Source organism: Mesorhizobium sp. B2-6-2, assembly GCF_006440615.1.
Lineage (GTDB): Bacteria > Pseudomonadota > Alphaproteobacteria > Rhizobiales > Rhizobiaceae > Mesorhizobium.
Genome location: NZ_VFUG01000004.1, coordinates 374594 through 400375, shown reverse-complemented (window position 1 = coordinate 400375; position 25782 = coordinate 374594). Strand labels below are relative to the sequence as shown.

The 25782-nt window shown below is 63.3% G+C and carries 23 protein-coding genes; 12 read left to right on the top strand and 11 right to left on the bottom strand.

Annotation, left to right across the window (positions count from 1 at the left end; translation table 11 throughout):
• Positions 1-111 precede the first annotated feature (111 nt).
• From folD to FJ419_RS12380, 3 genes are all read left to right on the top strand, one after another.
• Positions 112-1011, top strand: a complete 900-nt coding sequence (folD, locus tag FJ419_RS12390) for a bifunctional methylenetetrahydrofolate dehydrogenase/methenyltetrahydrofolate cyclohydrolase FolD (RefSeq protein WP_140692345.1) — start codon at positions 112-114, stop codon at positions 1009-1011.
• A gap of 108 nt (positions 1012-1119) precedes the next feature.
• Positions 1120-2127 (top strand): GlxA family transcriptional regulator, encoded by a 1008-nt coding sequence (locus FJ419_RS12385; RefSeq protein ID WP_095765643.1) that lies wholly within the window; start codon positions 1120-1122, stop codon positions 2125-2127.
• Positions 2128-2214: 87 nt separating this feature from the next.
• Positions 2215-3870: a VWA domain-containing protein gene (locus tag FJ419_RS12380; protein ID WP_140692342.1), complete on the top strand. Its 1656-nt coding sequence runs from the start codon at positions 2215-2217 to the stop codon at positions 3868-3870.
• A gap of 88 nt (positions 3871-3958) precedes the next feature.
• Here FJ419_RS12380 and FJ419_RS12375 read toward each other — a convergent pair whose 3' ends face one another.
• From FJ419_RS12375 to zwf, 5 genes are all read right to left on the bottom strand, one after another.
• Positions 3959-4240 (bottom strand): XRE family transcriptional regulator, encoded by a 282-nt coding sequence (locus tag FJ419_RS12375; RefSeq protein ID WP_140544336.1) that lies wholly within the window; start codon positions 4238-4240, stop codon positions 3959-3961.
• Positions 4237-4566 carry a type II toxin-antitoxin system RelE/ParE family toxin gene (locus tag FJ419_RS12370; protein WP_210241659.1) on the bottom strand — a complete coding sequence of 110 codons (330 nt, stop codon included), beginning with the start codon at positions 4564-4566 and terminating at the stop codon, positions 4237-4239. The genes FJ419_RS12375 and FJ419_RS12370 overlap by 4 nt, the downstream gene beginning before the upstream one ends.
• Positions 4567-4626: 60 nt before the next feature.
• On the bottom strand, positions 4627-6450 hold the full coding sequence (edd, locus tag FJ419_RS12365; protein ID WP_140692334.1) for a phosphogluconate dehydratase: 1824 nt from the start codon (positions 6448-6450) through the stop codon (positions 4627-4629).
• Between the two features lie 62 nt (positions 6451-6512).
• Complete coding sequence (pgl, locus tag FJ419_RS12360; RefSeq protein WP_140692331.1) at positions 6513-7229, bottom strand: 6-phosphogluconolactonase; 717 nt, start codon at positions 7227-7229, stop codon at positions 6513-6515.
• Entirely contained in the window at positions 7211-8680 is a 1470-nt protein-coding gene (gene zwf, locus FJ419_RS12355) for a glucose-6-phosphate dehydrogenase (RefSeq protein ID WP_140692326.1), read from the bottom strand. Before zwf ends, pgl begins: the two co-directional genes overlap by 19 nt.
• 302 nt (positions 8681-8982) lie before the next feature.
• Between zwf and FJ419_RS12350 the strand changes: the two genes are divergently transcribed.
• Entirely contained in the window at positions 8983-9729 is a 747-nt protein-coding gene (locus FJ419_RS12350) for an SDR family oxidoreductase (protein ID WP_140692320.1), read from the top strand.
• A 132-nt stretch (positions 9730-9861) separates the two neighbouring features.
• Positions 9862-11172, top strand: coding sequence for a Mur ligase family protein (locus FJ419_RS12345; protein ID WP_140692316.1), 1311 nt, complete (start codon positions 9862-9864; stop codon positions 11170-11172).
• Here FJ419_RS12345 and FJ419_RS12340 read toward each other — a convergent pair.
• From FJ419_RS12340 to FJ419_RS12330, 3 genes are all read right to left on the bottom strand, one after another.
• Positions 11156-12046 (bottom strand): SH3 domain-containing protein, encoded by an 891-nt coding sequence (locus FJ419_RS12340; protein ID WP_140692313.1) that lies wholly within the window; start codon positions 12044-12046, stop codon positions 11156-11158. The two genes, FJ419_RS12345 and FJ419_RS12340, sit on opposite strands and share 17 nt — an antisense overlap.
• 257 nt (positions 12047-12303) lie before the next feature.
• Positions 12304-13590: an FAD-binding oxidoreductase gene (locus FJ419_RS12335; RefSeq protein WP_140692310.1), complete on the bottom strand. Its 1287-nt coding sequence runs from the start codon at positions 13588-13590 to the stop codon at positions 12304-12306.
• A 122-nt stretch (positions 13591-13712) separates the two neighbouring features.
• Complete coding sequence (locus tag FJ419_RS12330) at positions 13713-15146, bottom strand: glutamine synthetase family protein (protein WP_140692307.1); 1434 nt, start codon at positions 15144-15146, stop codon at positions 13713-13715.
• Positions 15147-15294: 148 nt separating this feature from the next.
• On the opposite strand from FJ419_RS12330, the gene FJ419_RS12325 reads away from it, so the two are divergent.
• Positions 15295-16008, top strand: a complete 714-nt coding sequence (locus tag FJ419_RS12325; protein WP_140692300.1) for an HAD family hydrolase — start codon at positions 15295-15297, stop codon at positions 16006-16008.
• Between the two features lie 118 nt (positions 16009-16126).
• Here the strand turns inward: FJ419_RS12325 and FJ419_RS12320 are convergent, their stop codons facing one another.
• The 3 genes from FJ419_RS12320 to aceA all read right to left on the bottom strand — a co-directional run bounded on the left by FJ419_RS12320 (position 16127) and on the right by aceA (position 18388).
• Positions 16127-16510, bottom strand: coding sequence for a response regulator (locus FJ419_RS12320; RefSeq protein ID WP_140543484.1), 384 nt, complete (start codon positions 16508-16510; stop codon positions 16127-16129).
• Between the two features lie 291 nt (positions 16511-16801).
• The gene (locus FJ419_RS12315; RefSeq protein WP_027168360.1) at positions 16802-17044 is read right to left on the bottom strand and encodes a hypothetical protein; all 243 of its coding nucleotides are present in this window, start codon (positions 17042-17044) and stop codon (positions 16802-16804) included.
• Positions 17045-17098: 54 nt separating this feature from the next.
• Positions 17099-18388 carry an isocitrate lyase gene (gene aceA / locus FJ419_RS12310; RefSeq protein ID WP_140692295.1) on the bottom strand — a complete coding sequence of 430 codons (1290 nt, stop codon included), beginning with the start codon at positions 18386-18388 and terminating at the stop codon, positions 17099-17101.
• Between the two features lie 251 nt (positions 18389-18639).
• On the opposite strand from aceA, the gene FJ419_RS12305 reads away from it, so the two are divergent.
• The 6 genes from FJ419_RS12305 to FJ419_RS12280 all read left to right on the top strand — a co-directional run bounded on the left by FJ419_RS12305 (position 18640) and on the right by FJ419_RS12280 (position 25762).
• Positions 18640-20082: an XRE family transcriptional regulator gene (locus FJ419_RS12305; RefSeq protein WP_140692292.1), complete on the top strand. Its 1443-nt coding sequence runs from the start codon at positions 18640-18642 to the stop codon at positions 20080-20082.
• 167 nt (positions 20083-20249) lie between these two features.
• Positions 20250-21215 (top strand): DMT family transporter, encoded by a 966-nt coding sequence (locus FJ419_RS12300; RefSeq protein ID WP_140692483.1) that lies wholly within the window; start codon positions 20250-20252, stop codon positions 21213-21215.
• Positions 21216-21656: 441 nt separating this feature from the next.
• Entirely contained in the window at positions 21657-22754 is a 1098-nt protein-coding gene (locus FJ419_RS12295) for a polyamine ABC transporter substrate-binding protein (protein WP_140692288.1), read from the top strand.
• A gap of 81 nt (positions 22755-22835) precedes the next feature.
• A complete protein-coding gene (locus FJ419_RS12290) occupies positions 22836-23975 on the top strand; it encodes an ABC transporter ATP-binding protein (RefSeq protein ID WP_140692285.1) in 1140 nt (379 codons plus the stop codon).
• A gap of 9 nt (positions 23976-23984) precedes the next feature.
• On the top strand, positions 23985-24947 hold the full coding sequence (locus FJ419_RS12285) for an ABC transporter permease subunit (protein ID WP_140692282.1): 963 nt from the start codon (positions 23985-23987) through the stop codon (positions 24945-24947).
• The gene (locus FJ419_RS12280) at positions 24944-25762 is read left to right on the top strand and encodes an ABC transporter permease subunit (protein ID WP_140634982.1); all 819 of its coding nucleotides are present in this window, start codon (positions 24944-24946) and stop codon (positions 25760-25762) included. The genes FJ419_RS12285 and FJ419_RS12280 overlap by 4 nt, the downstream gene beginning before the upstream one ends.
• Positions 25763-25782 lie beyond the last annotated feature (20 nt).

The window sequence follows — 25782 nt, the reverse complement described above, 5'->3', positions numbered from 1 at the left end:
TGCCGCGCTGCATTCCGGCCGCAAGCGTCTCGCTTTGGCGGATCGACAATGCCGATCGAGGGAATGGGGCCGTGCATCGATGCGGCCTCGAAGCGAAGCTGAGGGTTAGTGATGGCCGAAGTGATTGATGGAAAGCGTGTCGCCGAGGACGTTGTTTCGAAGGTCAAGGCTCTGACCGCGGAACTGTCGGCCAAAGGAGCCACCAAGCCCGGCCTTGCGGTGGTGATCGTCGGTGAAGACCCGGCAAGCCAGGTCTATGTCGCCTCGAAATCGCGCACCGCCAAGGAATGCGGCTTCCATTCGCTCCAGCATACGCTGCCGGCCGACACCAGCGAGGAACAATTGCTGAAGATCATCGGCGACCTCAACGCCGATAAGTCTATCCACGGTATCCTCGTGCAACTGCCGCTCCCCGGCCATATCGACGCCGGCAAGGTGATCCAGACGATCGCGCCGGAAAAGGATGTCGACGGCTTCCACTTCATCAATGTCGGCAGGCTCGGCACCGGCGAGCTCGACACGGCCTTCGTGCCCTGCACGCCGGCGGGCTCCATGCTGTTGATCGAGCGGGTGCGCGGCAAGGACCTTTCCGGCCTCAACGCCGTCGTCGTCGGCCGCTCCAACATCGTCGGCAAGCCGATGGCCAACCTGCTGCTTGCCGCCAACTGCACGGTCACGATTGCCCACAGCCGCACCAGGGACCTGCCGGCGCTTGCCCGCACTGCCGATATCCTGGTCGCCGCGGTCGGCCGTCCGGAGATGGTCAAGGGCGATTGGGTCAAGCCCGGCGCGACCGTCATCGACGTCGGCATCAACCGCACCCCCGCGCCTGAAAAGGGCGAAGGCAAGAGCCGCCTGGTCGGCGACGTCGCCTATGCCGAAGCGGCCAAGCTCGCGGGCGCCATCACGCCGGTGCCGGGCGGCGTCGGGCCGATGACCATTGCCATGCTGATGGCGAACACTGTAGCTTCCGCCTACCTCGCGGCCGGGTTGAAGCGGCCGTCCTTCTGATTGAGAAAGCCTCGGCATTGCCGAACCTGACCGCTCCCCAGCATTTTGCAGCCAAGTGGAACCACTTGGCGCCGCACAAATGCGGCTGAAATAAAGGGACAGAGCGGGATGCCCCACTCGAACCAGTCGCATCCCGTTCTCGAGCGGCCGATCACGAGCGATCCCGTTCAGGGTGGCCGCCAGTTCGGCTTCCTCTTAGTCGACAAATTCTCGATGTTCTCGCTGGCGGCCGCCATCGACTGCTTCCGCTCGGCGAACCGACTGCTCGGCCGCGATTTCTATGGCTGGACGACGATCTCGGCCGACGGCGACGCGGTCATGGCCTCGAACGGCCTGCCGTTGAAGATCGACTATTCGGTCGCCGACATGCCGCCGGTCGACATCCTGTTCGTCTCGGTCGGCCTCTCCATCGAATTTCCCGGCAAGAGCAAGGTGCTGGCGGCGCTGCGCAGCTGGGGCCGGCGCGGCAATGCGCTCGGCGCGTTGTCGGTCGGCTCCTATCTTTTGGCGGAAGCCGGGCAGCTCGACGGCTATCGCTGCACCATCCATTGGGAGAACCGCGCCGGCTTCATGGAGCGTTTCCCCGACATCAACTGCACCGGCAATGTCTTCGAGATCGACCGCAAGCGCTACACCTGCGCTGGCGGCACCACCTCGATCGACCTGATGCTGGAGATCGTGCGCGGTGATTTCGGCTCCAACCTCGCCAACGGCGTCGCCAACCAGTTCCAGCACGAGCGCATCCGCTCGGCCGGCGACCGCCAGCGCGTCGGACCGGAACGCGATCTCACCGGCAAGTCCGAAAAGCTGAGGCGCATCGTCGAGTTGATGGCCGATCATCTCGACGAACCGCTGTCGGCGGTGCAGCTCGCCAAGTCGGCGGGGCTGTCGGTGCGCCAGGTCGAGCGCCTGTTCCTGCGCCATTTGAGCGTCACCCCCGGCCGCTACTATATGCGGCTGCGGCTCGAACGTGCGCGCGAATTGCTGCGCCAGACCAACATGCCGATCCTCGACGTGGCGATCGCCACCGGCTTCACCTCGCACTCCTATTTCGCGCAGAGCTACCGGCTGCAGTTCGGCCGTCCGCCATCGGAAGAGCGGCGCACCACTTATTGAGTGACTCGCCGGCCTTCGGACTTGTCTCCGAATGCCGCCTCAAATAGCTTTCGCAACGCGGACGAGGGTTGCTCTCAGGAGATTTCCATGGCGGGACTGATACGGAGCGTCGCTGCGGCGCTCCTGCTTTTGTCGATGACCAGTTTCGGCTTTGCCGCCAACAAGGTCATCATCATCCTCGATGCATCAGGCTCGATGTGGGCCCAGATCGACGGCAAGCCGAAGCTGCAGATCGCGCGTGAATCGCTGCGCACGGTGCTTCAGTCGGTTCCCGCCGACAACGAGATCGGCTTCATGGCCTATGGCCATCGCACCAAAGGTAGTTGCGACGACATCGAGCTGATCGTGCCGCCGCAGGCCGGTTCGGCCAGCGCCATCTCGTCAGCAGCCGACAGCATGAAATTCCTCGGCAAGACGCCGCTCACGGCCGCCGTCAAGCAGGCGGCGGAAGCGCTCAAATACACCGAGGACAAGGCCACCGTCGTCCTCATCACCGACGGGCTCGAGACCTGCGGCGGCGATCCTTGCGCGCTCGGCAAGGAGCTGAAGCAAAGCGGCGTCGACTTCACCGCCGATGTCGTCGGTTTCGGCCTGACCGCCGACGAAGGCAAGCAGATCGCCTGCCTCGCCGAAAACACCGGCGGCAAATACATCCAGGCCTCCGACGAGAAGGCGCTGCAGGAAGCCCTGGTCGAGACCGTCGCGGCTCCGACTCCGGCGCCGGCGCCCGAACCCGCGCCGGCTCCCGCGCCCGAATCGGCCAAGCCGGAGTTCAATTTCATGCCGAACGTGGTCATGGCCGAGGGCGGCGATCCGATTACCGACGGCAATGCCTGGGAGATCTATAAGGCGAAGTCCGACGGCACGCGCGGCGACCAAGTCATGACCGAATATGGCGTGCTCAAGACCAATCTCGAGCCGGGCGACTACATCGTCGTCGGCCGCGACGACGAGGCAAGGAGCGAGCAGAAGATCAAGATAGAGGCCGGCAAGACCTACAGCCCGCTGTTCACGCTGAACGCCGGCACGTTGGTCATCCATCCGCATGCTAGCCAGGGCTCGGAGATCAGCGGCGAAGCGCGTGTCGACTTCGCCTATCCTGGCGGCAGCACCACGCACTATGGCGACACCAAGGCGACCGTCCCCGCCGGCGAGCAGAAGGTGACGGTGCAGATCGGCGCCGGCACTGCGACGGAGACGGTCCAGCTTACCGCCGGGCAGACCGTCGAGAAGGACATCGTCGTCGGCGTCGGTCATGCCATGCTCAACGCCTACTACACCGCCGGCGGCGACAAGGCCGACAATTCCGGCATCGGCTTCGAGGTCGTCAAGGCGAAGAAGAAGATCGACGGCTCGCGTGAAAGCGTGGAGCATTCCTACGGACCTGACAGCAAGTTCTGGCTGCCGCCGGACGACTATGTCGTGCTCACGACGCTCGATCTCGCCGTCGTCGAGCAGCCCTTCAGCATCAAGGCCGGCGACAATCAGGACATCGAGGTCGCGCTCGATGCCGGCGTGCTGGCGATGTCGGCACCCGGCGCCTATTCGATCGAGGTGCTCTCGTCGAAGAAGGACATCGAAGGCAAACGCAAGTCGCTGGGCCTGACCTACGGTGATAGCTGGCAACAGGCGATCCCCGCCGGCGACTATGTGGTCGTGCGCCACATGTCCGCTGAAGGCCAGGAGAAGGAAATGCCGGTGACGATCAAGGCGGGTGAGCGCACCGAGATCATTGTGCAGTAGTGACCGCAACAGGATCCGACATTCCAGTCCCTATTGCGTGAGCATTCCGCGAATATTGCTGTCGCGGAATGCCGCTTGGCTGTGCCGGTCAGGCAGCGTCTGAGACTCGCACTTCGACGTGAAGCCCTGCCGCGACTGCCATATTGACGAGGGTGTCGAGGGCGAACAAGTTGATCTTCCCGCGCAGGAGATCGGACACGCGCGGTTGGGTTACGCCAAGCCGGCGCGCGGCTTCGGCCTGCGTCCAGCCCTTTGCTCGAATATGCCGCTCCAGCGCCATCATGAGCGTGGAGCGGAGCTTCATGTTCTCTGCTTCGGCGGGAGTGTCTTCGATGGCATCCCACACACTTGCAAAAGTTTCGTTGCTCATTGGCCTAACTCCTTGATGAGATCGCCGTAGCGCTTCGCGGCCAAATCCAAATCTGTTTTGCTGGTCTTCTGCGTCTTCTTCTGGAAGCAATGCAGTACGTAGATCGCGTCGGCAAATTTGGCGGTATAGATGACGCGAAACGCGCCGGTCTCATCCCTAATTCTGATTTCCAACACGCCCTTGCCGACCGTTGTCATAGGCTTCCAGTCGGTCGGAAGTTGCTCGTTCTGCACCTTGTCGAGCTGGTAGCCCGCTTCACGCCGCGCCGAGTCTGGAAAGGCGCGCAGATCGCTGAGGGCGCTGCCCTGGAATTTAAGCATCTTCACGCCGGCAACTATACAGAATTTTGTATAGTCAGCGCAAGTTGCGTTTCACACGGACCGAGATTAGACGTTTCCGAACGCCGCCGCGCCATGATCGGCCCGCCCGACCAACTGCCGGAAGCCCGCGAACAGCTCACGACCGAAGCCGAACTCGTTGCCGATGAGATCGGCCTCGGCCGTGCGGCGCAGCGCGAATTCCGTCCCCGGCACCAGCACTTCCAGCGTGCCGGCATCGGCGTCTAGCCGAATGATGTCGCCGTCATGGATCCTCGCGATCGGTCCGTCCTCGACCGCTTCCGGCGTCACATGGATCGCTGCCGGCACCTTGCCGGAGGCGCCCGACATGCGCCCGTCTGTCACCAGCGCGACGCGCTGGCCGCGGTCCTGCAGGATGCCGAGCACGGTGGTCAGCTTGTGCAGTTCCGGCATGCCGTTGGCCTTCGGCCCCTGGAACCGGATGACGGCGATGAAATCGCCGGTAAGCTGGCCGGCCTTGAAGGCGTCGTTCAGGCCCTGCTGGCTGTCGAACACCTTGGCCGGCGCCTCGATGACGCGCCTTTCGGGCTTGACCGCAGAGGTCTTGATCACGGCGTGACCGAGATTGCCGCCAAGCACCTTCAGGCCGCCGGTCGGCTGGAACGCTTTCTTGACCGGCGCCAGCACCTTCTCGTCGCCGCTGTTGAGCGGCGCCGCTTCGCGCACGACGCTGCCATCGTCGCCAAGCCTCGCCTCGACGGCGTAGGGCCGCAGGCCTTCGCCCCACACCGTCTGTACGTCCTCGTGCAACAGGCCTTCGTCGAGCAGCTCGCGGATCAGGAAGCCGAGCCCACCTGCCGCATGGAAATGGTTCACGTCGGCAAGCCCGTTCGGGTAGACGCGCGCCAGCAGCGGCACGGCCTCCGACAGATCGGAAATGTCCTGCCAGGTCAGCGCGATGCCGGCGGCGGCGGCCATCGCGATCAGATGGATCGTGTGGTTTGTCGAGCCGCCGGTGGCATGCAGGCCGACCACGCCGTTGACGACCGAGCGCTCGTCGATCATGCGCCCGACCGGCGTATAGGCGTTGCCGAGCGCGGTGATCGCCAGCGCCCGCTTCGCCGCTTCCCTGGTCAGCGCGTCGCGCAGCGGCGTGCCCGGATTGACGAAGGAGGCACCGGGCGTGTGCAGGCCCATTATCTCCATCAGCATCTGGTTCGAATTGGCGGTGCCGTAGAAGGTGCAGGTGCCCGGCCCGTGATAGGATTTGGACTCAGCTTCGAGCAGTTCGGCGCGGCCGACCTTGCCTTCGGCATAGAGCTGGCGGATCTTGGCTTTCTCGTCATTCGCGAGACCGGTCGTCATCGGCCCTGCCGGAATGAAGACGGCCGGCAGATGCCCGAAGGTAAGCGCCGCGATCACCAGCCCGGGCACGATCTTGTCGCAGACGCCGAGGAAGACGGCCGCGTCGAACATGTTGTGCGACAGGCCGATCGCCGCCGCCATGGCGATCACGTCGCGTGAGAACAGCGACAGCTCCATGCCGGGCTGGCCTTGGGTGACGCCGTCGCACATCGCCGGCACGCCGCCGGCAACCTGGGCGATGCCGCCTGCCTCGCGCGCGGCTTCCTTGATCAGCGCCGGGAACGTCTCGAAGGGCTGATGTGCCGAAAGCATGTCATTGTAGGAGGTGATGATGCCGAGGTTCGGCACGCGGTCGCCCGCGAGCGCGATCTTTTCGGACGGGCTGCACACGGCAAAGCCGTGGGCGAGATTGCCGCAGCCCAGCACCGCGCGGTTGGCGGTGCGGCTGGAAGCCTCCGTGATACGGCCGAGATAGGCTTCGCGGCCGGCTTTCGAACGCTGGCGGATGCGTTCCGTGATGGTTTCGATGTCGCGTCTGGCTGTCATGGTCCGTCCTTTCCGAGCTCGGCAGCGTCCTCCCTCTGCCACCGGGCTGTCCTCATCTGAAATCAGGGCGCCCAGAACACCTCTACCGGTCTTGGCGCCGCCTCGATCACTCTGCGGATCGGCTTCTTCGCGCCAGGACCCATCGCGCCGTTGAACGCGGCGCGCTTGTCCTCGCCTTCGATATGGAGCGCAACGAAGCCGGCGGCGACGATACGCGCCATCGACAGCGTGAGCCGCGGCTCGCCGCCGCTTGCCGCATGCACCGGCAGAACGATCCGCCGCGAGGCCGGGTCGAGCAATTCCTCGAGATTGCCGGCATCCGGGAAGAACGACGCCGTATGGCCGTCGCCGCCCATGCCGAGGACCACCACGTCCAGCGGCCAAGGCAGCGCCCGCAGCGCTTCACTGTCCATCGCCGCTGCATCCTCGATGCTCGCCGCCTCGTGGTAGAGCGGCACGAAGCGCGCCGCGGCGGCCTTGCTCTGGAGCAGGTTCGCCGCCACCAGCCCGGCATTCGAACGCGGTGAGGAGGGCGGCACGAAGCGCTCGTCGACCAGCGTCACGGTGACCTTGTCCCAGGCGATCGGCGTGGCCGACAGCACCGCGAACAGCTTTGCCGGCGTGGTGCCGCCGGACACCGCGAGCAGCGCCGTGCCGCGTCCCGCGATGGCGCTGTCCAGCCGGTCGGCAATTTGTCCGGCCAGCGCCGTCGCCAGGTCCTGGCGGTCGGCAAAGCCGTTCCAGCCGTAGCGGGCTTCGTTCAATTGCTCTCGTGCCATGTCCGTCCGTCACGTTCGATGAGCGCGATCGAGGCCGATGGCCCCCAGGTTCCGGCGGTATAGCCCTGAGCTTCCTGCCGGGCGCTTTCCCAGGCGTTCTGGATCGGGTCGATCCATTTCCATGCCGCCTCGACCTCGTCGCGGCGCATGAACAGCGTCTGGTTGCCGCGCACCACATCCATGATCAGCCGCTCATAAGCATCCGGCGCACGGCCTTGGAAGGACTGCGCGAAGCTCATGTCGAGCGAGATCTGCCGCAGCCGCATGCCGCCCGGCCCCGGATCCTTGATCATAATGAACTGCTTGACGCCTTCGTCGGGCTGTAGCCGGATCACCAGCTGATTGGCGAAGATCGGCCCGGCACCTTCATCGAAGATCGAGAAGGGGATTGGCTTGAACTCGATGACGATCTCGGAAACCCGGCTCGCCAGTCTTTTGCCGGTTCTGAGATAGAACGGAACGCCGGCCCAGCGCCAGTTGCCGATCTCGGCCCTTATGGCGACGAAGGTCTCGGTGGCGCTGTCCTTGCCGAGCTCCTCGACATAGCCCTTGACCGGCCCGCCGGCCGAGGCGCCGGCGCGATACTGGCCGCGCACGGTGTGCTTCGGCGCCTCGTTGCCGTTGATGCGCTTCAGTGCCCTCAGCACCTTCAGTTTCTCGTCGCGCACCGCGTCGGCGTCCATCGAGGACGGCGTTTCCATGGCCACCAGGCAGAGCAGCTGCAGGATGTGGTTCTGCACCATGTCGCGCAACGCGCCTGCCTTGTCGTAGTAGGTGACGCGATCCTCGAGACCAACGGTCTCGGCGACCGTGATCTGAACATGGTCGATCTGGGCGGAGTTCCACAACGGCTCGTAGAGCGCATTGGCAAAGCGCAGCGCCATCAAGTTCTGCACCGTTTCCTTGCCGAGATAGTGGTCGATGCGGAAGATCTGGCTTTCGTGGAAATCGTCACCGACAGCATCATTGAGCGCCCGCGCCGAGGTGAGGTCGCGGCCGATCGGCTTCTCCAGCACGATGCGCGAGTTCGGCGTGATCAGCTTGTGCTCTTTGAGCTGGTGCGAAATGTCGCCGAACAGCGCCGGCGCCACCGCAAGGTAGAAGGCGCGGATGCGGTCGCTCTCGCCGATCGCCTTCTTCAATTTATCGAAGCCGGCGCCAGTCGTTGCGTCCGCCGACACGTAGGAGAGCCTTGCCAGGAATATCTCCAACTCCTTTGGATCGATATCGGCAGGCTTCACATGATCTGATATCGCCTTCTTGGCGAAGGCCTGGAATTCGGCATCGGTCATTTTGGCGCGCGAGGTGCCGATGATGCGCGTCGGCTCGGAGAACTGGTGGCCGCACTGGCGATAGTAGAGCGACGGCAGGAGCTTGCGTTCCGACAGGTCGCCGGTGCCGCCGAAGATGATGAAGTCGAATGGGTCGACAGGGATGATCTGGCTGGTCATGGTCAGTCCGATTTGATGCCGGGCGCCGGCAGCGTGGTTGGTATATTCTAATCGATTTAAATTTTCCAGTGCCATGGTGTCACATGCGAGGACCAATGGCTTGCACTTGCATCGGTCCACATGTTTCCCGACACTCACGCCGCCGGCAGGCCTGTCGGGCAAGCCATGGCTTCCGGAAGCGTTCGCGGCTGCAGCATAGAACGCGAATGTGACGAAAGCTAAGGGAGATGTAGCCTGGCGCGCGACGGGCCGGGCGGCAGATGGAAAACGTCAAGCTGCGGAATCCAAAGAGCGGGAAAACCATGCGTCTGGAAAACAAAGTCGCCGTCATCACCGGCGCCGCGTCGGGCTTCGGCGAAGGCATGGCCAAGCGCTTTGCCGAAGAGGGCGCGCGCGTGGTCGTCGCCGACCTCAACGCCAGGGGCGCCGAGCGGGTGGCCGAGGAGATCGGCGAGAGCGCCATCTGGACCCAGACCGACGTTTCCCTGCGCTCCGAATTCGACGAGATGATCTATGCCGCCAAGAGCGCCTTCGGTCGCATCGACATCATGGTCAACAATGCGGGCTTCACCCATCGCAACGGCGATATGCTCGGCGTCGATGAGGAAACCTTCGACCTGATAACCGCCGTCAACATGAAGGCGATCTACCACGCGGCGCTTGCCGTCGTGCCGATCATGGACCGCCAGGGCGGCGGCGTCATCCTGACCACGGCCTCGACGGCCGGGCTTCGGCCCAGGCCGGGCCTGACCTGGTACAACGCCTCCAAGGGCTGGGCGATCACCGCCACCAAGTCAATGGCCGTCGAGCTGGCGCCGAAGAACATCCGCGTCAACTGCCTCTGCCCGGTCGCCGGCGAGACCGGCATGCTGGAGAAGTTCATGGGCGCCGACACGCCTGAGATCCGCGAAAGATTCCGCGCCTCGATACCGCTCGGACGGCTCTCGACACCGCTCGACATCGCCAACGCAGCGCTGTGGCTCGCCTCGGATGAAGCCGTCTTCATCACCGGCGTGGCGCTGGAGGTCGACGGCGGCCGGTGCATCTGAGCCGATCCAGGAAACACATCGCGGTTTCCGCTCCTGGTTGCGGTGAACGAATGGATTGGCACCGGCCGAGCTGCAGTTTGACTTGATGGTCCGCCGAAGGGATAACGGATCGGGGTAGGGGGAAACTGGCGGGTGGTTAAGGTCAGGCTGCGCGAAATTGGCAACGACCTCGGCTGGCGATTGCGTCGCTATCGGGCAGAGCGTGCGCGTGCGCGAAGCAAGGCGACCTTCATCGGCATAACCGGCAGCTCCGGCAAATCGACGGCAACGAGCTTGCTTGGTCATATCCTGGCCGGTCACGGCACGGTCTATACCCAAGTTCTAGCCAATACGCTCAAGGCACTTGTCCGCACGCTCTACAAGCGGATGAAACGTGCGGGCAAGGTCGACTATGTCGTCTTCGAAGCCGGCGCGTTTGAGCCCGGCTCAATCCGGTCGATGGCGGCGATGCTGAAGCCGGATGTAGCGGTCGTAACGATGGTCAGGCTGGAGCACGTCACTCAATTCCGGACCCTGGATGCTGTCGCCCAGGAAAAGAGAGCGCTGGTTGAGGCGTTGTCGCCGGGCGGACTCGCGATCTTGAACGCCGACGACCCGCATGTGCTTGATATGGCTTCGGGCGCAAGGTGCCGCGTGGCGACTTTCGGTCAGTCGGAGGCCGCGGACTATCGTGTGACAGACGTCCATGCCGCCTATCCGGACCTGCTCAGATTTTCACTTCGCTGGCACGGCGGCGACATAGACATGCAGACACGATTTCCTGGCGAGCACTTCTGGCTGCCGGCGGCCGCCGCCGTCGTCACGGCGTTGGAACTTGGTGTCCCGCCGGAAAAGATCGCCGCAAGGACAGCATCCTTCGAACCCCTGGCCAACCGCTGCACGGTGCTGGTGACCGATCGGGGTCCACAGTTCATAGTCGATGCCGCCAAAGCGCCCTGGCATTCGCTGAACATTGCGTTCGAGATGATGGCCAAAGCCAAGGCCGTTCGCAAACGGATCGTCGTTGGACAGATTTCCGACTACACCGGTTCGTCGAGAAAGTATGGCGCTGCTTACGGTATCGCGCGCGGCGTCGCCGACGAGGTCATCTATACCGGCGACAATGCCCACCGCTCACGCGCCAGCCAGGCGGATCGGGACAGTGGCCGTTTCATCGAGCTTCGCACCCCGAAGGAAGTCTCCGATCACATCAAGCAGACAGCTGTCCCCGGAGAACTGATCCTGCTGAAGAGCTCCGGCAATCTTCATCTGGAGAGGGTCGCGCTTGCCTGGACGCACGATGTCAGATGCTGGATACCAGCGTGCGGCAAGAAGGAAGGGTGTTCCACTTGCGGCCTCTACGAAGTGCCGTTCGAGGAACACAAGTCCTTCCTGGCAAATCGCCGGCTTGAACGCAGAAGACGCCGTTTCGGATGGCTGCTTGGCCTCACGCGCCGGTCTTGACGTAGCTTTTGTAGACCCAGCCGTGCTTGCCGTTATAGACGATCTCGCACCATTTCTTACAATTCATCACCTGCACCGATGCCTTGGCCGGCACCGTGGCGATTGCGGATGCGCCCTTCTTCGGACCCGAGCGCATGGTCACGGCCCTCAAAACGCGCCCGTTTGCGGCCGCGCTGGCTTTTTGAGGTTTCGGCTCAGGCTGCGCCGCGCCATCCGTCGCTGCCGGCTGCGTATCTGGAACCTGCGGCTTGGCTTCGGGAATGGCGGCGGTTTGGGCGCCGTCCATCGTGTCGCCCGGCTTCTTCGCTGCCGCTGCTGTCTCGCTGGCGGTACCGGCGACCTGCGACAGCGCGTTCGCGGCGTCGTTCTCGGCATCGGCCTCGGCAAAGGCGGTATCGGTCGATTGCGCGGGGGCCGCGCCGGCGGCCTGCTTGGATGGAGCTGGCTGGTTCTCGGCCGGGGCAGGTGGCGACTTGGCGTCGGAAGCCGTCCAGCGGGGGTTGTTTGATGCCAGGGCCGGAATGTTGGCTTCGCGGGCCGCCGTCGTGGGCGTTACTGCATCCCCCTTGCGCGCGGCCTGCGGCGCCGTCACCACGGTGACCGCCGCTGCCGCCGGAGCGACTTTCGTGGTCTTCACCGGAATCGCCGGAACGGTCTGCTCGGCACTCGCCGCGGCCACTTGCCGGTCGCTGCCCGGAAAGCATAGCCATAGCGCCACCGCGGCCACGCCGATCAGCGCGGCGGTGCCGACCGCTGCAATGACCAGATGCGCGTTCGACTGTACCTTCTGCCAGAAGGATGGCCGTACATTATAGCCGAACTGCATTGTAAAGCGCTGCCGTTCCGGCGCGCCGAAACTGAAGGGCTCGTTCACTCAAACCACCTCCAACAAGCGGGCCGACGTTCTTTCGATCATTGCCGTAAGGATCGGCTTCGATCAGCATCGGTCCCTAAATCACTGCGGACAAAGCCCGCGAAATCCCCGGATTTTCGCCCATGATGGCATCTTTCACCGCTGATTATGGCATGAGTGAGCCAATTTGCGAAATTGCGCGCGCTCGTTAACGCTTCCACAACCTGCCGCGTGGAGGCCGCCAGTGCCGAATCGGTGGCTTCGGCCGGGCGGCCGCTTCAAATCCTGTCGCGCAGCGCGAACCAGTTCAGCGCCAGGAACAAGAGCGGCGCGCGCAAACGCCGGCCGCCTGGGAAGGCGGGGATTTTCAGATCCTCGATCAGTTTCAAGCGGTCGCGATTGCCGGCAACGGTCTCGGCATAGAGCTTGCCGAAGAAGTTCGACAGCATGACGCCGTGGCCGGAATAACCGCCAATCGAAATCACCTTCGGCATCACTTCGCGTACGAACGGCTTTCGCGGCATCGTGATACCGACATAGCCGCCCCAGCCATGCGTGATCTCGACATCCTTAAGGTCGGGGTAGAGTTCGGCGATCTGCCTTCGGATGTGAATATGGATGTCCTTCGGATCGTTGACGGCATAGATCTCGCGGCCGCCGAACAACAGCCGGCCGTCCTTCGACTTGCGGAAATAGCGCACCACGAAGCGAGAATCGTCGACCGACTCGCCGCCCGGCAGCACCTTGGAAGTGGCGCCGAGCGGCACGGTCGCGCCGATGAAGGAGCCGATCGGCATGATGTGCGCCGCGCTCACCGGCTCCAGGTTGCCGCCATAGGCATTGACCCCGACCAGGCATTTGTCGGCTGTGATCGTGCCCCTGGGCGTCGTGACCGTCACCTTGCCGCCATTGGAAACGATGCCGGTGGACGGCGTCTGCTCGAAGAGATGCGCGCCGGCGGCGGCCGCCACTTTCGCCGTGCCGATCACCAGTTTCAGCGGGTGGATGTGGCCCGTGCCGGTGTCGCGCGTGCCGCCGAAATAGCGTGTCGAGCCCAGCCTTTCCGCAGTTTCCGCCGCGTCCATGAAGCTTATATGCGGGTAGCCGAAGCGGCTTGCCATGATCTCGGCGTGGCGCCTGTAGTCGTCGACATAACGCCGCTTGTGCGCCACCGAAAGCTGACCCGGCATATAGTCGATGTCGATTGCGTTGGCGGCGGCGAAGTCCAGCAGATGCGCCTTGGCTTCTTCGGCCAGGTCGAACAGCGCCTTGGCGCGGGAAAGGCCGTATTCGGCTTCCAATTCTTCCGCCCAGGCGCGCTGGCCGGTGCCGAGCTGCCCGCCATTGCGCCCCGACGCGCCGTCGCCGAAGCGATAAGCATCGATCAGCACGACATTTGCTCCGGCCTTGGCAAGATGCGCTGCGGCTGAAAGACCAGTGAAGCCGCCGCCGACGATGACGACGTCGCAAATACGGTCGCCGTCGAGAGCCGGATATTCAGGTCGGGATCCGACCGTGTCCTCATACCAGGAACGGCCGGGGGAGATGGGGGATTGGTAGGACATGGAAACGCCAGTGAATGGTGAATAGTGAATGGCTTTGCGAACCCCGCGCTGGCCGCGCTCACCCATCCAAGATGAAACTACTCACCATTCACTATTCACCATTCACGCGACGAAGTCGCCATTCACACATTCAGCAACAAATACTCCCGCTCCCACGGGCTGATCACTTCCATGAAGGTCTCGAATTCGGCCCGCTTGATTGCCGCGTATGTGGCGGCGAAGGATTTGCCGAGGAGCGCGCAGAGCTCCTTGTCGGCTTCGAACAGGTCGACCGCTTCCAGCAAGCTGCGAGGCAGATCGATCTCATCAGCGTTGGCCGTGGTCAGCACCGGCGGCTCAGCTTTGACCTTCGCGGTCATGCCGATCAGCCCGCAGGCAAGTGACGCCGCCAGCGCCAGATAGGGGTTGGCGTCCGAGGATGGAATACGGTTTTCGACGCGTCGCGCAGCCGGGTCCGAGCGCGGCACGCGGAAGGCGGTCGTGCGGTTGTCATAGCCCCATTTGTTGTTGACCGGAGCCGAGGCCTGTTGCGTCAGCCGGCGGTAGGAATTGACGTAGGGCGCAAACATCACCAGCGCGTTCGGCACATGCTTCTGCATGCCGCCAATGAAGTGGAAGAAGGCATCGGTCTCGGAGCCGTCCTCGGCCGAGAAGATGTTTTTGCCGGTCTTCTTGTCGACCACCGACTGGTGGATGTGCATGGCCGAGCCCGGCTGGCCCTGGATCGGCTTGGCCATGAAGGTGGCGTAGATCTCATGCTTCAGCGCCGCCTCGCGAATGGTGCGCTTGAACATGAAGACCTGGTCGGCCAGCTCGATCGGGTTGCCGTGTCGCAAATTGATCTCGAGCTGGCCGGCGCCTTCCTCATGGATCAGCGTGTCGATCTCCAGGCCCTGCCGTTCCGAGAAATGGTAGATGTCGTCGATCAGTTCGTCGAACTCGTTGACGCCGGCGATCGAATAGCCGGCGCCGCCGCCGATCGGCCGGCCCGAGCGCCCGACCGGCGGTGTCAGCGGATAGTCGGGATCCGGGTTCTTGCGCACCAGATAGAATTCGATCTCGGGCGCCACCACCGGCTTCAGGCCGCGCTCGTCGTAGGCGGCAAGCACGCGCTTCAGCACGTTGCGCGGCGTGAACTCGACCGAGCGGCCGTCCTGGTGGACGAGGTCGCAAATCACTGCTGCCGTCGGATCTTCTTCCCAGGGCACCGCCGTCAGCGTTGAAAGATCGGGCAAAAGCTTCAGGTCGCCATCGTCCTCGGGATAATGGAAGCCGTTGCCGTCCTCGGGATAGCCGCCCGAGATCGTCGTCATGAACACGGCCGAAGGCAGCGCCAACGAGGTGTTGGAGGTGAATTTCTTCGACGGCATCATCTTGCCGCGGGCGACGCCAGCCTGGTCGGGCGTGATGCACTCGATGTCCTCGATGCCGCGCCATTCGAGCCAGGCGCTGGCTTCCTTCCAGTTCTTCACGCCGCGTTCGTTTTTCAGGAATGCAGGCGTGCGAGCGCGTCCCCCCCGGCTTGACGGACGGACTTCCTTTTTTTCAGGCGGCATCATTCACCAGATTGTGTTGCGGATTTCGAACTATAGCCGGGCGCAACGGGGAAAGGGAAGGGGAGGTGCCGGGCGCACGCCCGTCTTCAGGCTGGCGGCAGGCCATAACAACGGCTAAACCGGCCGTTCATGAAGAACGGTGCCGCATATGCCCGCCTCTCATCTGACGACGATAGGTTTCGATGCCGACGACACGCTGTGGCAGAACGAGCAGTTCTTCCGCATGACCGAACAGCGCTTCATCGCCATGCTTGCCGAGCACGGCGACGCAAGCCGGATTTCCGCGAACCTGCTTGAAGCCGCAAAGCGCAATCTCGGCGTCTATGGCTTCGGCATAAAGAGCTTCATGCTGTCGATGATCGAGACGGCGATCGAGGTTACCGAAGGCCGCGTTGCTGCCTCGACGATCGCGGAAATCCTGGCTGCCGGCCGCGACATGCTCAGCCACCCGATCGAGACGCTGCCGCATGCGCGTGAGACCGTCGAGAAGCTGGCAGGCAGCTATCGCCTGGTGCTGATCACCAAGGGTGACCTCATGGATCAGGAGCGCAAGCTGGCGCAATCGGGACTGGGCGAGCTTTTCGACGCCGTCGAGATCGTCAGCGACAAGAGCGCCGCCACCTATGCCCGCATCTTCAGCCGCCATGGCGACGGACCGCAACGGAGCATGATGGTCGGCAACTCGTTGAAGTCGGATGTCATCCCGGCCATCGACGCCGGCGGCTGGGGCATCTATGTCCCGCACGATTTGACCTGGGCGGCCGAGCATGCCGAAGCGCCGGTCGCGGCGCCGCGTTTCCGGCAGATCGCCGACCTGAGCGAATTGCCCGCGCTGATCGAAAGCATAGCCGCGACGGGCTGACGAAGCGCTGGGGGGTGCACCAGGGCAGTTCAGCGTCGATAGAAACGCTGGCCCGCTCTAACATGTTGTTTTACGCAATTGCGGGCGGACGGCCGCTGCGCACCTTTTTCTGGAATCCTCAGCCGCGCCCGACCAGGCGATCGACCACCGGTTGCAGCCGCTCGGGCGTGATCGGCTTGGCAACCACCGCATCGACCACGCTTGACAGGCCGAGGCTTTCCGGCGTGCCATTCTTGGTTGAAAGCAGGATCACCGCGGGCAGCGGCTTGCCGGAGGCGCGCCGCAGCGCGTCGATGGCCGATATCAGCCGATCGCAATCCATGTTGTCCGGTCCGCCGTCCAAAATGACGGCGCCGGGCAGTTGGCCGGTCAGTGTCTTCTCGGCGATCTCGGGTGGCTCCGAGATCGGCTTCAGTCCCGATTTCTCGACGATTTTCGACACCACAACCCGGTTGATCGACGATTTTCCGACGACGAGCACCTTTGAAAAATCAGCCGTGATCGCGCCGGTCCGGTCTGCCGGTTTCGAATGTTTTTTGGGGTGGTCGGCTGGGTCGGCGGGACACATCGGCGGGAAGGCACTCTGGTTCAATGCAGGGTTGAAACCTGAGGCACAATTGAGTGAGATCACAGCCGCTGTCAAGCTGAAACGATCGACGTCGAAAATATAGCAAGAAATTCTGGAATTCAGCGCAAGTCGTACCTCTCGGCGACGAAGGCAAATCGAAAAAATGCGATAGTCTTCCGAGCGTATAGCGCGCGGGAGACTATCGCCGAGACTGTTGACGTTACGTCAAGTGTGACTCTGCTGGGTAACGATCACCGGGATCAAAAGGTCTCCCCAGTTGCCGTCGCCGCCATGGTGCCTGGCCGAACGCACCAGCTCCACCGATACGCCGGCCTCGACTGCCTTCATGACCGATTGGTTGAGCCTGTGCAGATCGTTGGCGAGCATGCGGATCGTTGCCTGCTGGTCGACGCTCATCGCGCTCGATTGCTCTTCTGCCCTCTCCTTGACGCGGCTTATCGATGCCATTGGTCTTCTCCTCCGTGTAAATGCCCTGCGGGCGTTGCCTCTGGTTGTTATCCGTTACTCGGCCGCCGGCCTGAATTGGGCGTGCTCGGTCGATTCATGCATGGCGGTGGTCGAAGACTGGCCGCCGCTGATCGCCATCGACACGGCGTCAAAATAGCCGGTGCCGACCTCTCGCTGGTGCTTGGTCGCGGTGTAGCCGCGGGCCTCGGCCGCGAACTCGGCCTCCTGCAGTTCCGAATAGGCGGCCATCTGACGGTCCTTGTAGCCGCGCGCCAGCTCGAACATGCCGAAGTTCAACTGGTGGAAGCCGGCGAGCGTGATGAACTGGAACTTGTAGCCCATCGCGCCGAGCTCCTTCTGGAACTTCGCGATCGTCGCGTCGTCGAGGTTCTTCTTCCAGTTGAAGGACGGCGAGCAATTGTAGGCGAGCAGCTTGCCCGGATGGTGCCTGCGCACGCCCTCGGCGAATTTCCTGGCCTGCGCCAGATCCGGCTTCGAGGTCTCGCACCAGATCAGGTCGGCATGCGGCGCATAGGCCACGGCGCGCGCGATGCAAGGCTCGATGCCGTTCCTGACATTGTAGAAGCCCTCGACCGTGCGACCGGCGTCGTAGTCGACGAACGGCCTGTCGCGCTCGTCGATATCGGAGGTCAAAAGCTTCGCCGCCTCTGCGTCGGTGCGCGCCACGACCAGCGTCGGCGTGCCCATCACGTCGGCTGCAAGGCGCGCCGCGTTGAGGTTGCGGATATGCGCCGCGGTCGGGATCAGAACCTTGCCGCCGAGATGGCCGCACTTCTTTTCCGACGCCAACTGGTCCTCATAGTGGACGCCCGCGGCGCCGGCCTCGATGAAGGCCTTCATGATCTCGAAGGCGTTGAGCGGGCCGCCGAAGCCGGCTTCCGCGTCGGCCACGATCGGCGCGAACCAGGTCTCGACCGACAGCCCGTTGCCTTCGGATGTCTCGATCTGGTCGGCGCGCTGCAAGGTGCGATTGATGCGCTTGACCAGTTCCGGCGCCGCATTGGCCGGGTAAAGCGACTGGTCTGGATACATCGCCGAGGCGGTGTTGGCATCGGCCGCCACCTGCCAGCCCGAGAGATAGATCGCCTTCAGCCCGGCCCGAACCTGCTGCATGGCCTGGTTGCCCGACATCGCGCCCAGCGCATTGACGAAATCCTCCTCGTGGATGAGCTTCCACAACCGGTTCGCACCCATCTCGGCCAGCGTCTGGCGAATCTGCACGGAGCCGCGCAACCGCTTCACATCCTCCGGCGAGTAGGGGCGCTCGATGCCGTCGAAACGGCCTTCCGGCGCGGAGGGGACGAGGTTGTAAAAATCGGTCATTGGTCACTCCGGATCATTTGGGAACTGCGTCAGCGCTGCATCGCAAAGGCATGTTCTGCGACGTCTTGCGTATGACATCGTTTACATTGCAGCGCGAAAGGCACCTAGAAAAACCGCAAGATATCTCAGAAAATAAAGGAAAAGCTGTGTTGCCATTGACAAGTCAGCTCTGTAAATTTGTCACGATTGTAAAAGCGGCGAACGAGCGCCGGGCTTGATAAGCATGTAAATTCTTGTCAAGGATGGCAGGGATGGCCGACCAGAAGATCTTCGCCGGGCCGCGGCTGCGCCGGCTGCGCAACGCCAGGAGCCTGACCCAGACGGCGATGGCCGAGGCGCTGGGCATCTCGCCATCCTATCTCAACCTGATCGAGCGCAATCAGCGACCGCTGACGGTGCAGCTCATCCTCAAGCTTGCCTCCGTCTACAAGGTCGATCCGCATGAATTGCAGGGCGAGACAAAAGGCTCGATCGCGGCCTTGCGAGAGGCCTTCAGCGATCCGCTTCTTGCCGGCGAACTGCCCGGCGATCAGGAACTGATCGACCTCGCCGAAACAGCGCCGAACGCTTCGGCGGCGATGGTGAAACTCTTTCGCGCCTATCGCGAGCAGGCGGAGCGCCTGTCCGACCTCAACCAGCTTCTGGCGAAGGAGGGCAGGGCAACCGCACTGTCCGGCGCCCGCCTGCCTTCCGACGAAGTCCATGACGTATTTGAGCGCCGGCCGAACCACTTTGCTTCGCTGGAAGAGGAGGCGGAGGCTTTCACATCGGTGCTCGACCCTGGTGACGATCTGTTCGGCGCGCTCAAAGCCTGGCTGAGGCGCGAGCACGGCATCGTCGTCAAGGTGCTACCGGTCGCCACCATGCCCAACTGGCGCCGCCGCTACGACCGCCATTCGCAGCGTCTCTTCCTGTCCGAGCGGCTGTCGCCTTTCGACCAATTGCGCGAAGTCGCGATGGAGGCGAGCCTCATACGCATGTCGGTAGCCGTCGCGGCTGAGATCCAGGCGCTGAAGCTCGGTACCGACGAGGCCCGCCGGCTCGCTCGCTTCGAGCTCGGCCGCTATGCCGCGCATGCGCTGATGATGCCCTATCAGGCTTTCCATGCCGCCGCCGTTCGCGGTCGTTACGACATCGACGTCCTGCGTTCTCGCTTCGGCGTCTCTTTCGAGCAGGCGGCCAATCGACTGACCATGCTGCAGCGGCCGGGCGCGGCGGGCGTGCCGTTCTTCATGCTGGAAGTCGACAATGCCGGCAACCGCTTCCGCAAGGCGGGCAGCCAGGGCTATCCGCAGAGCCGCTTCGGCGGCGGCTGCCCCAAGCTTCCCGTCCATGCGGCGTTCTCGCAGCCCGGCCAGATCCTCGTCGAAGCGGTCGAGATGCCGGACGGCGCCGAATTCCTCTGCATTGCCCGCACGCTGGAAGGTCCGCAGGGCGCCTTCTCCGAACGGCCGCGCCGCACCGCGCTCCTGCTAGGCTGCGATATCGGCTTTCGCGACGATATCGTCTATGGCGCGGCGCTGCCGGCCGCAGCCGCCGACAAGCCCGGGCAAGGCTTCGGCACGCCGGTAGGCCCTGCCTGCAGGCTTTGCGAGCGCGTCGGCTGCCTGGCGCGCGCCGAGCCGCCGGTGACGCGCCCGCTCGGCCTCGACGAGATGGTGACGGGCCTCAGCGCCTTCGATTTTCAAGGATGACGCCGGCGGATGTGTCCCAAGCCTCGCCGGGTGCTGGATCACGCCGGGCCGGCGTCTTTGCGCTACGCGATTGAGGCATAATTCTTTCTGAGGCACAGTTCTGTCGTCTAAGACACAAGTCTTGTTGTCCTTGCTGCATCGAACGCAACCCGCTGACAGTCATGTCCATGACCGATACCGCCTCGCCCCGCGCCGCCCCGTCCTCCACTGCCTTGCCGGCCGTCTCGCCTCGCGAGGAGCGGATCGGCATGCTCCTGGTCTTCCTTTCGGCGCTTATGTGGAGCTTCGGTGGCGCCATCGCCCGTTTCATCCATGTCGGCGACAGCTGGACCGTGGTGTTTTGGCGTTCGCTGTGGGCCGTGGCCTTTCTGATCGCCTTCATGCTGTGGCGCGACGGCTGGCGCGGCACCCTGAAGCTCTTTCGGCACATGGGACCGCCAGGGCTTGGCGTCGCCTTCTGCTTCGCCACCGCCTCGACCAGCTTCGTGGTGGCGCTTGCCTACACCACGGTCGCCAACATCCTCCTGATGCAGGCCGGCGTGCCGCTGCTTGCGGCGCTCCTTGCCTGGCTGCTGTTTCGCGAAAGGGTCGCCCCGGCCACCTGGATCGCGATCGCCGCCGTCATCGCCGGCGTCGCCATCATGGTTTCCGAATCCCTGGGCGGCGCCGTCTCGCCGATCGGCGACGGCCTGGCGCTGCTGATCGCTGTGATGTTTTCGCTCGCGACCGTGATCACCCGGCGCTTTGCCCATGTGCGCATGGTGCCGGCCACCTGTCTCGGCGCGCTGCTTGCCGGTGCGTTCGCCGCTTCCCAGGCCTCGACATTCGCGGTGTCGGGGCGCGACATGGGCTTCCTCTTCGCCTTCGGCGTCATCAACCTCGGCGTCGGCCTCGCCTTTTTCGCCATGGGCGCGCGGCTGGTGCCGGCGGCGATCGCGGCGCTGCTCGGCACCTTCGAGCCGATCCTTGGGCCGATCTGGGTCTGGCTTGTCCATTCCGAAGTGCCGTCGGTGCGCACCATCATCGGCGGCGCGGTCGTCGTCACGGCACTGCTCGTCCATATCGGTCTGGAGTTCAAGCGACAGGCGCGGCCTGCACGTCCCGGCGTAACCGGCCTGCCGTCGCCCAATTGACGTTAATGCATGTCGCCCAAAAGTGCGCAGCGGTTTTGGAAGAACGACATGCATCAAAACAAAGACTTAAAGCGCTTCGCCTGAATCCCTTTCAGCGTGACGCGCTTTAGGCAGCCTCCCCCATTGACAACCCAGTTGTCGGGCGGGCAGGCTGCGATCACGGCAACAACAATACAGGCGTATCTTGCCAAGTGACTCCGCCGGCCTGCTCGGGACCGGACTGCATCGTCATAGCTCAGCTTACGCCACGGTGAATGCCGTTGACGCCGCCCGGGTGCCTCGCCTGGGTGGGTGGAACGCCTCGAACCTCAATGCCTTGATCGACCCTAGCGTGGGCAGTTCACGCTTGTCGCTCTCCGGAAAGCTCAATAGTCTGAAACGAACGCCGCGCCGCCATATCGCGACGAGCCGGCGAGGGAACACTCACCGAAGGAGAACACCATGATCCGCAAAGCGCTTTGGCTTTCGGCGACGTCGGCATTTCTGACGCTTTTCACAATAAGCGGCCATGCCGAAGACCGCGTCGTCAACGTCTACAATTGGTCGGACTATATCGACAGCTCGATCATCGACGATTTCACTAAGAAGACCGGCATCAAGGTCGTCTACGACACCTTCGATTCCAACGAGATACTGGAGACGAAACTGCTTGCCGGCGGCAGCGGTTATGACGTCGTCGTACCGAGCGCCAATTTCCTGGCGCGCCAGATCCAGGCGGGCGTGTTCCAGAAGCTCGACAAGTCGAAGCTGCCCAACATCTCCAACATGTGGGACGTCATCTCCGAGCGCACCGCCAAATACGATCCGGGCAACGAATATTCGGTCAACTATATGTGGGGCACGGTCGGCCTCGGCTATAACGTCAAGAAGGTTGAGGCGGCGCTCGGCACCGACAAGATCGACAGCTGGGACGTGTTCTTCAATCCGGACAAGCTGGCCAAGCTGAAGGATTGCGGCGTCTACGTGCTGGACTCTCCCGCCGACATCATTCCGGCGGCGCTGAAATATCTCGGGCTCGACCCCAACAGCACCTCGCCCGATGATATTTCCAAGGCCGAGGAAGCGTTGCTGAAGGTCCGGCCCTATATCCGCAAGTTCCATTCGTCCGAATACATCAACGCTTTGGCCAACGGCGACATTTGCCTGGCGATCGGCTGGTCGGGCGACGTCTTCCAGGCGCGCAACCGCGCCGAGGAAGCCAAGCAGGGCGTCGAGATCGGCTATTCGGTGCCGAAGGAAGGCGCCCAGATGTGGTTCGACCAGATGGCGATCCCCGCGGATGCGCCGCATGTCGCCGAAGCGCTCGAGTTCATCAACTATATGATGACGCCCGAAGTCATCGCCAAATCGTCGAACTACGTGCTCTATGCCAACGGCAACAAGGCTTCGCAGCAATTCATCGACAAGGCGATCCTGGAAGATCCTGCGGTCTATCCGGACGAAGAGACGACGAAGAAGCTGTACACGGTTGCGCCATACGATCCCAAGACACAGCGCGTCATCACGCGCACCTGGACCAAGATCGTCACCGGCCAATAAGCATTGAGAAGCGACCCCGGCAGCCAGCTGCCGGGGTCGCTTTGTTTTGGGGAATTTTAAGAAAGTAACGGAGTGGGGACCATGAAATCGCTTGGCAGCATCCGCAGGGATTTCTCGCCTTGGAACGACCCGAACGCCAAGCCGTATATCCAGTTCGACAAGGTGACCAAGAAGTTCGGCGACTTCACCGCCGTCAACAACCTGTCGCTGACCATCTTCGAGCGCGAATTCTTCGCCCTGCTCGGCGCTTCGGGCTGCGGCAAGTCGACCCTGCTCAGGATGCTCGCCGGCTTCGAGGAGCCGTCGGCGGGCCGCATCTTCCTCGACGGACAGGATTTGCGCGGCATCCCGCCCTACAAGCGGCCGGTCAACATGATGTTCCAGTCCTACGCGCTGTTCCCGCATATGACGGTGGAAAAAAACATCGCCTTCGGCCTCAAGCAGGAAGGCATGCCTGGACCCGACGTCGAAAAGCGCGTGACCGAGATGCTGAAGCTCGTCAAGCTCGAGCAGTTCGCCAAGCGCAAGCCGCACCAGCTCTCGGGCGGCCAGCGCCAGCGCGTGGCGCTTGCCCGCTCGGTCGCCAAGCGCCCGAAGGTTCTGCTCCTCGACGAGCCGCTCGGCGCTTTGGACAAGAAGCTGCGCGAGGAAACGCAGTTCGAGCTGATGGACCTGCAGCAGGAGCTCGGCCTCACCTTCGTCGTCGTCACCCACGACCAAGAGGAGGCCATGACCATGGCCGACCGCATCGCCATCATGGACAAGGGCGAGGTGATGCAGGTCGCGACGCCTGCCGAGATCTACGAGGCGCCGGCCTCGCGCTTCGTTGCGCATTTCGTGGGCAATGTGAACATGTTCGAAGGCAAGGTTGCCGAACATACGACAAGCACCACGCGCATCACCGGCGCGACAGGAGCGCAGATCGTCGTCGACAACGGCAGCAACGCCGCTGCCGGCTCCGACATCGTCTTCGCGATCCGGCCGGAGAAAATCAAGGTCTCCTCGAAAAAGCCGGCCGATGCCGTCAACGCGCTCGAAGGCGAGGTCTACGACGTCGCCTATCTCGGCGACATGACCGTCTATCATATCAAGCTTGACGACGGTCAGATGGTGCGGGCAAGCGCGTTGAACGCCTCGCGCATAACCGAGGATCCGCTCACCTGGAACGATCGCGCCTGGGTCTCCTTCCGGCCCGATGCCGGCGTCGTGTTGACCAGGTAGGAGGCTGAGATGACGGATATCGCAGCGACCGCCGCCCAATCGACCGACACCGCAACGCTGCCGGCGAGGCTGGCAACAGGCCTCGTCAACCGCCTCGTCATCATCGTCCCTTATCTCTGGCTGCTGTTCTTCTTCCTTGTTCCCTTCATCATCGTGTTCAAGATTTCGCTGTCGCAAACGGCGATCTCGATGCCTCCCTATACGCCGGTGCTCGGCTTCAAGGACGGCGTTTCGGGATTTTTCGCCGGCGTCCGCGACCTCAACTTCGATAACTATACCTGGCTCACCCAGGACGCGCTCTATTTCAACGCCTATGTGACGAGCCTGGTCATCGCGGGAATCTCGACGATACTCACCCTGATCGTCGGCTATCCGATCGCCTATGGCATGGCGCGGGCGCCGGCCACGATCCGCCCGACCTTGCTGATGCTGGTGATCCTGCCCTTCTGGACCTCGTTCCTGATCCGCGTCTATGCCTGGATCGGCATCCTGAAACCCGAGGGCCTGCTCAATCAGGTTCTGCTCGCCACCGGCCTGATCAGCCAGCGGCTGGTGATCCTCAACACCTACACCGCTATCTTCATCGGCATCGTCTATTCCTACCTGCCCTTCATGGTGCTGCCGCTCTATTCCTCGCTGGAGAAGATGGACTATTCGCTGATCGAGGCCGCGCAGGACCTCGGCTGTCCGCCGACCGGCGCCTTCTGGAAGATTACCTACCCGCTGTCGCTGCCAGGCGTTGTCGCCGGCTGCCTGCTGGTGTTCATCCCGGCCGTCGGCGAGTTCGTCATCCCCGACCTTCTCGGCGGCTCGCAGACGCTGATGATCGGCAAGACGCTCTGGAACGAGTTCTTCTCCAACCGCGACTGGCCGGTCTCGTCGGCGGTGGCCGTCATCCTGCTCCTGGTGCTGACCATCCCGATCATGTTCTTCCAGCAGGCTCAGGCCAAGGCACAGGAGCAGGGCAGATGAACTCGACCTGGAGCCGCTTCAACATCACCTCGATCGTGCTGGGCTTTGCCTTCCTCTATTTGCCGATCGTGCTTCTGATCGTCTTTTCCTTCAACGAATCCAAGCTCGTCACCGTCTGGGGCGGCTTTTCGACCAAATGGTACGTATCGCTGTTCCACAATCAGGGTCTGATGGACGCCACCTGGGTGACGGCGCGCGTCGGCGTCATCTCCGCGACCGTCGCCACCGTGCTCGGCACGCTCGCCGCCATCACGCTGACGCGCTACACGCGCTTCAAGGGACGTGTGCTCTTCTCGGGCATGGTCTTCGCGCCGCTGGTCATGCCGGAAGTCATAACGGGCCTCTCGCTGCTCTTGCTCTTCGTCGCCGTCGGGCTCGACCGCGGTTTCGTCACGGTGACGCTCGCCCACATCACCTTCACCATGTGCTTCGTCGCCGTCGTTGTGCAGTCGCGGCTGGTCACGTTCGACCGTTCGCTGGAGGAGGCGGCGATGGATCTCGGCGCGCCTCCGGTGAAGACCTTCTTCCAGATCACCTTGCCGGTCATCCTGCCGGCGATCATCTCCGGCTGGATGCTGGCGTTCACGCTCTCGCTGGACGATCTGGTCATCGCGAGCTTCACCTCGGGTCCCGGCGCCACCACGCTGCCGATGAAGATCTACAGCCAGGTGCGCCTCGGCGTGACGCCCGAAATCAACGCCGCCTGCACCATCCTGATCGCGGTGGTGGCGGTCGGCGTCATCATCGCCTCGATCGCCAACAAGCGGCGCGAGATCCAGCGCCAGCTCGACGAACGGGCCGCGCAGCGCGGTTGAGCGTGACCAGAAGCGGGGAC